7 protein-coding genes are annotated in these 5,993 nt (G+C 50.0%); all 7 read right to left on the bottom strand.

The features are described from left to right. A partial coding sequence (locus ACOJTG_RS02465; RefSeq protein WP_420152353.1) for a transglycosylase SLT domain-containing protein occupies positions 1-631 on the bottom strand: 631 nt, incomplete at its 3' end. A gap of 4 nt (positions 632-635) precedes the next feature. Then, the gene (locus tag ACOJTG_RS02460) at positions 636-1,922 is read right to left on the bottom strand and encodes a hypothetical protein (protein ID WP_420152352.1); all 1,287 of its coding nucleotides are present in this window, start codon (positions 1,920-1,922) and stop codon (positions 636-638) included. Further along, the gene (locus ACOJTG_RS02455) at positions 1,919-4,087 is read right to left on the bottom strand and encodes a DUF3560 domain-containing protein (RefSeq protein WP_420152351.1); all 2,169 of its coding nucleotides are present in this window, start codon (positions 4,085-4,087) and stop codon (positions 1,919-1,921) included. The genes ACOJTG_RS02460 and ACOJTG_RS02455 overlap by 4 nt, the downstream gene beginning before the upstream one ends. Positions 4,088-4,089: 2 nt before the next feature. After that, positions 4,090-4,824, bottom strand: a complete 735-nt coding sequence (locus ACOJTG_RS02450; RefSeq protein WP_420152350.1) for a hypothetical protein — start codon at positions 4,822-4,824, stop codon at positions 4,090-4,092. A gap of 8 nt (positions 4,825-4,832) precedes the next feature. Further along, positions 4,833-5,315, bottom strand: a complete 483-nt coding sequence (locus ACOJTG_RS02445) for a hypothetical protein (protein ID WP_420152349.1) — start codon at positions 5,313-5,315, stop codon at positions 4,833-4,835. A gap of 100 nt (positions 5,316-5,415) precedes the next feature. Then, complete coding sequence (locus ACOJTG_RS02440) at positions 5,416-5,712, bottom strand: hypothetical protein (RefSeq protein WP_102201459.1); 297 nt, start codon at positions 5,710-5,712, stop codon at positions 5,416-5,418. Positions 5,713-5,744: 32 nt separating this feature from the next. Further along, the coding region (locus ACOJTG_RS02435) for a hypothetical protein (RefSeq protein ID WP_420152348.1) at positions 5,745-5,993 on the bottom strand (249 nt) is incomplete at its 5' end.

Below are 5,993 nucleotides of genomic sequence, written 5' to 3'. Positions count from 1 at the left end.
CTTTGCCTGGATCTCCCTGAGCGGGATCGGATGGCTCAGCCCATACCCCACTGTCACCGGGTTGCTGGGTGTTTCCATTTCCGCTAAATGAGCTGGGAACGCCGCCACCGTTGGGATTAAATGCCACCGCGTCTTTGTGAGTTACGGGTACTTTTTCCTGAATGAAGTTCACCACGTCGGCCCGGCTTATCTGGCCATCACGGTTAAAATCGAGGGCTTTGTTCCCATTGTAGCCCGCCGTCCCCTTTGCAAAGCATATCGTTGCGTTTGAACTGCGTAGGTACTGAGGGGCAAAGGTGACGATGTACAAATCCCCCAGGGAACGAATCGGACCTTTCCAGTCCATCGCGGCTTTAATGTAGGCTTCGACTAAATCAAGCTGCTGGAGGTGGTTCATGCGGTAGATTTCAGCCAGACTCTTTTTGGTGATTTTAACCGTTGCGTTCGTGAACTGAATCAGACCAACCGCACTACTTCCGTTTTTCGCCTGTGGATTGAGTTTTGATTCCTGCCACATAACTACCATTAGCCACTCGGGAAGAATATTCAACCGCTTTGAAATCGCGGTTAGTTTGGCTTCCCACTGGCTTTTAATGCCAGCAGGTATGTACTCGATATAGGGCCATTCCATGTGCTTACTCCTTTCTTAATGCCAGAATCAAAAATGTAATTACCCCTAACAGAGCAACCGCGATTTCTACCGTATAATCACTGCCTTTATTGGGTTTAGGGGATACTACTAGTGTATCCGGAGTCGTATTCATTTGGGTAGCTGGCTTCACCGGCACGTACGGTGTAAGCACCGTAATCTGACTGCTGATGGCCGAAGCCCAAAGGCCGGTAGCCTTGCGAATCCCCGAAACGCTCAAATGCAAATCGTCGTAACGGTCGGCAGCAGTCAGGTTTAAGGCTTCGTTTAGGCCGGGTTTCAACTGATTCATTGCAGCATCGTAATCCGGTCCAGCGAAACACTTTGAAACGTTTTGAATGGTAAGTTCCTGAGCCTTGCGAACCTCCGTCAGATACAGAATGCTACCGTCCGGATTGCGACCGCACACGCTGGCCCGGTTGATGAGCCAGGGCACCTCGGGGGCATATTGCCGCGTGGTTTCAATCAGGGTTTTATAGTAGCCTGCTACCTGCTCGGGCGTACGCTGCTTATCGTTTTCGCCGTGGTGAGATAAAACAGCCCGGATACCCGTTTTTGAGATGATCTTTTCGAGCACCTGTTTCTGCGTTCCCCAGGGCATGGGCTTTTCCCAGTTAAATACCTGACCATCGGCACGCGGGCCGTCCGGATTATCGAAATAGCCGTACTTCTGGCCGCGAATCCCTTTTTCCCACATTTCCAGATTCGACCCACCGTAAGCCACGTTGATGACCAGTACGGGACAGTTGAATTTCTCGGAGAGTTGGTGAGCCATGTTGCCCCAGTGTTGGGGATCAGAGCCGATGGCAACCTGACTCCGAAGCGAGACGGGAACGAACTTGTATTGAATGTACGAGGGGTCCAGCTTCTGATTGTACAAATCACTAACCGCCGCATTGTCAAAGTCCAGAGTAATCACCCGTTCTCCGATGGGTAAATCCGCTGGATATCCTTTTCCGTTGTTTGAGGCGATGGAGTGCCCAGATACCAGAAACACATCACCGACGCCGATTTTCTGCGTCTGCGTTTCGCCTTTTTCGTCAGCGGCAATCAGGTTGTACCAGCCTTTTTTTGCCGTTACCGTACCACTGAATTTACCTGCCGATACGGGTAGCGTTACGTCAACCTCTGTACCCCAACCTTCCTTGACGGGTACGAGCTTGATATACATAGACGAAACCAATAAATCACACGTGCCGCTGATGGGCAGTACGGCCCGGTCGGTTTCGTCGCGTTGAATAACGAGGTTGGCAGGAGTTTGAAACGTTATCATTTCTTTTTCAGGAATTGCTTCGTAGGTTTATCTAATGTGCCTTCTTTTTTCTTCCGGATGGTTACCTTCTGGCTTCCCGTATCCACGCCGACCAAATCATACTTACCAGGGCGGTTAATCCACTTCTGTAAATTTTCCTCCGTGGGGGCCAGTACTTTTTTATGCGTTACCGGATTGTCTCGGAGCTGTGCCCCTGGGCTGCGATAGGTTTGGTTAATCACCCGACCAATTTTGATTACGCCTACGGGAGATAGCCCCTTTTTCAACTCCCGTCCCGCTTTCTCACGTTGCTTTTTCAGTTCAGCCGCTTTCGTCGGTTTTTTAGGAACTACGGCCTTACGTTTGGCCGTCCGGACTACTTTCACCGCTTTGATCTTTTTCACGGTAGCTGAAGCCTTGCGACCCGCTTTGGCTTTCGCGGTTGATTTTTTCTTAGGCACTACTGCTACGTACTCTCCATTGCTATTCATGGCTAGTTTCGGCGTAGCTGGCTTCTTTTTTACTGCTTTTTTCAAGCGGGAAATTTTCGTTTTACGCGGGGTTTTGGTGGGTTTCTTCTCAGGGAACTTTTCTTCGGCTTTGGGTCGCCAGTCGATAATCTTATCGTAGGGCATCTGAGCGTTCCAGGAATAGCCGGTTTTAACGGTCACGGTCTTTTCATTGATGCGAACGATTTCATTCCACCCGAACCGATCCTTTACCATCGTAGCACCGGCCTTTTTCAATACCGCTTTTGAGGCAATGCGTACGCCGCTGGATTCTAACTCATCTAATTTCCGCTGATAAAAGGCCAGCTTTTCAACAGCATCTAAATAGCGGTCCCGTGTTTCAAAGGTGCCCGGCTTCCATTTCTTTTGATAGGTATTGATGGTCTTCTGATTTTCCTTAATCCGACGCATCAAATACCCTTTGTCTTTGAGTTGGGAAGCGTCCGCAGTATCCTGAGCTGCTGACGAGCGTTGGTCGTAGTAATTGGCTTTCTTTTCTCCTTCGACCCCGCGACGCATGGCATCGTCAGATTTTTGAAGTAAACGCCGGTGCCCTTTCGCTGAGTAATGATCGTACAGGATGGGTTGTCCCATCGGAATCACGCGAAGCATTTCAACCGCGTTTGTCACACTCCGATCCGCTTCAACACGGGTTTTACTGGCCTTCGCCGCGTAGCGATCTGAGCGATTCTCAGCCCGTTCTCGCTTCAAATCGAACCGTTCTTCATAGCTGGTACGCTCACCCACCGGAGCCGCCTCGGGAATCCCGTATTGCTTGAGCTGACTTTTCAGATACGTTGCCCGGTCGTAGGTTGCTTTGGATATCCACGCCCCTTTAGGCCGAGAGAACAGACAGTGTCGTTTGATGAACGTCTGTTGCTGCACATCGAGCTTTTGCCACTGAAGCTTTGAGCTGTGAATCTCCAGCTTTTGCGTTTCCCGGTTTTTCAGGTAATAAATCGGAGCTTCTTCCGGGTCAACGTATTTCGATACTGGTTTCTTAGGAGTCGATTTCTTGCGACTTTGAGCTTTTGTAAGAGCCGTAACTTTTGCTTTACGAGGTTTGCTACGCATGGGGTACGCGGGTCGGTTTTGGGTGGCAATCAGGATGGATTCAACGACTTTAATTTGTTGGGCATCGGGCAAATCGAATAAATCCTCTTTACAGCTTTCTACGTCCAGCAATGGCCCGAAGTACAGGCTTGGACTTTTGATAAAGTCCTGAGCTTCTTTCTGTAGTTCGGGTTTGGGCAGAATAGCCAGGGCATGATCGACAAAGCACTGAATGTCCTCACTGTCGACGTCCACTTTGGAAAGTTTACGCTCGATGGCCGTGCGTTCCTGCTGTTGCTGAGCTAAACGGGTTCTGAGGTAGGTTTCCAGGCTTTTTGCCGAATCGTGCGACTCGGTAAAATCGATGATGGCTCCGATTACAAAATCTTCCTCTAAAAAGGAAAATTGCTCGTAGGCTTTGATGTCCTGAGCGATCAGATCCAGCGAGCGGCCCTTACCTGCCGGAGCCAGCCACATTTTACGAAGCCCCGGAGTCATGCGGTTTTTATCACCGAAACGCTCGTAACTACCCGGCGAAATCGGGATGAGCCGGTACACCAGCGTAGCCACCGCATCCGAGAGCGTTTGAATTTCTAGTTTGACCGCTAGGGTTCTGTTACTCATACCTATTTGCGTTTGGCTTCTTTGAGGGCAAGGCGTTTGGCCTGGGAACGGGAAATTTTACGAATGCGGATGGTGCGGGTAGACACGACCGGACTACTGAGGTGGATCTGATCGGCCCGTTTGAGAATCTTTTCAAAGGCAGAGCCCCGGAACTTGGCACGCGGAGTAGACTTAGCCACCGTTTTCCGGACTGCCCGAGCCGGATCATTCTTTTGGATCAGTTTCTTTTTACCAATCAGCGATGCTACCGAAATCGTCTGCCGCGAGGGTCGGCGAGTGGGTTTACTAGCGGATACCGTTTTGCGAACGGCTTTCACCGGATCGTTCTTTTTAATCGGCTTTCTTTTGCGGATCAGGTTAGAAACTAGAATTTTCTTTCCTTTTGGAGACTTCACCAATGTAAGACCCGGCAACATGGCTGGCATTGCCTTTGAATTCGGCTGGATGTCGTACATTTTCATACGGGCATCGGCCTTTGCTACTTCGTTGGGATACTGTTGCCGTAGTTGCCGTAACTGGGTACGGGCGTATTCAATAGCCCGCTGAGTTTCACCTTTCACTTTCTCGCTCGGAAAATGGCGAATGGCCTGTAGTTCGTGCATTCGCTGGGTGATAGCGATATAGTTTTCAGTGGCACTAGCCGCGTTTTCTGATTTGGTGCCGCCAAACGATTCTGAGCCTCGGTAATAGATTGATCTATTCATATCCCGCAGCTCGGAGGCAGTGTATTTTTTCATGGGGTTTGTTAGGGTTGGATGGGTTTAGCTCCAGCCTTTACAAGGAGCTGACGTAGGTAGGCTGGAGTGATTCGGGCAGCGTTTAAGGTTCGATCAATGGGTAGCTGAGCAAAATCCCGCAAAACGATATACACCAGTTCGGAACAGTAGAAAACATTCTCGGGCGTGAGGGCTAAGCCCAGGGCGTACCAGCCGAGCACGGCCCCATAATTGTACTCCGCATCTAATTGCTCCAGCAGCCAGTTTCTGGCTTTTTCATCATCGGCGGGCACCTCGTAAAAATCCCAAACGGCGGGGTTTTTAATGATCTGGCTGATCGGGCGAACCTTTACTCCTTCTTCGGTTCGGGCGGCAATGGCTTCGCCGATTTCCGGAAAAAGGATTTCACAATGCTTGTACTCATATCCTGACTCACCGTTCAGCTTTTGGGCCAGACTTACCATCTGACCCATGACTGAGCTTTTATCATTGCGTTTGAAAGCGATAATCATGGATGCGTTCGGGGTTGGAGCTGACCAGCGTACCAGTAAGCGTAATATCTGAAAGCAGAATATAGCAGCAGGAAAAAAGCGGCAACGGCCAGTACGTATTTCATTTTTTGGACTTTCTGTTTTCTAAGAGTAATTCTTCCAGCTTGCCATCAATCTTTTCGAGACTTGTACCTAAGTGACCTATTTGCACGTCAACGCGTACATTGGTACGCTCCAATACGCCAATTCTGATTTCCTGGCTATTCACTTTTTCAGTCAATTCAGAGTCAGCATGACGGGCTTTATCAAGAGGCACCTGCACCAAATAGGTGAGTACGGCTCCGACGATCAGACCGATAGCAGTTTGTCCAAATGAGCTTTTATCGGAGGGTTTGGGTTTTTCTACGGGGGCTTCCATAATTTTCAATGACTGGGGGTTGGATAACTACTTTACCTGAAGACCAGGAATTTGAAAATGCCGACGATTACAATCACCACGGCTTCCAGGGTTAGAATTTGCCTGCGTCCGTAAGCCCGGCCCTCCTTTGCTCCGGCCTTCTTGCCAGCCCTGAAACCGACCTTAGCCGTACTGTCCTGCCGAACGATGGCCGCTTTGCGATACTGCCGGAACCGTACGGTCGTATCGGTCAGCGATTTCTTCAGCGTATCAGCCCGGCTTTTCTGAGCAAACCAAGCCCG

The sequence above is a fragment of the Siphonobacter sp. genome (assembly GCF_048595215.1).
In the GTDB taxonomy this organism is placed as follows: Bacteria; Bacteroidota; Bacteroidia; order Cytophagales; family Spirosomataceae; genus Siphonobacter.
Note: the sequence above shows the minus strand (reverse complement) of the source record. Positions and strands in the feature narration are given on the sequence as shown.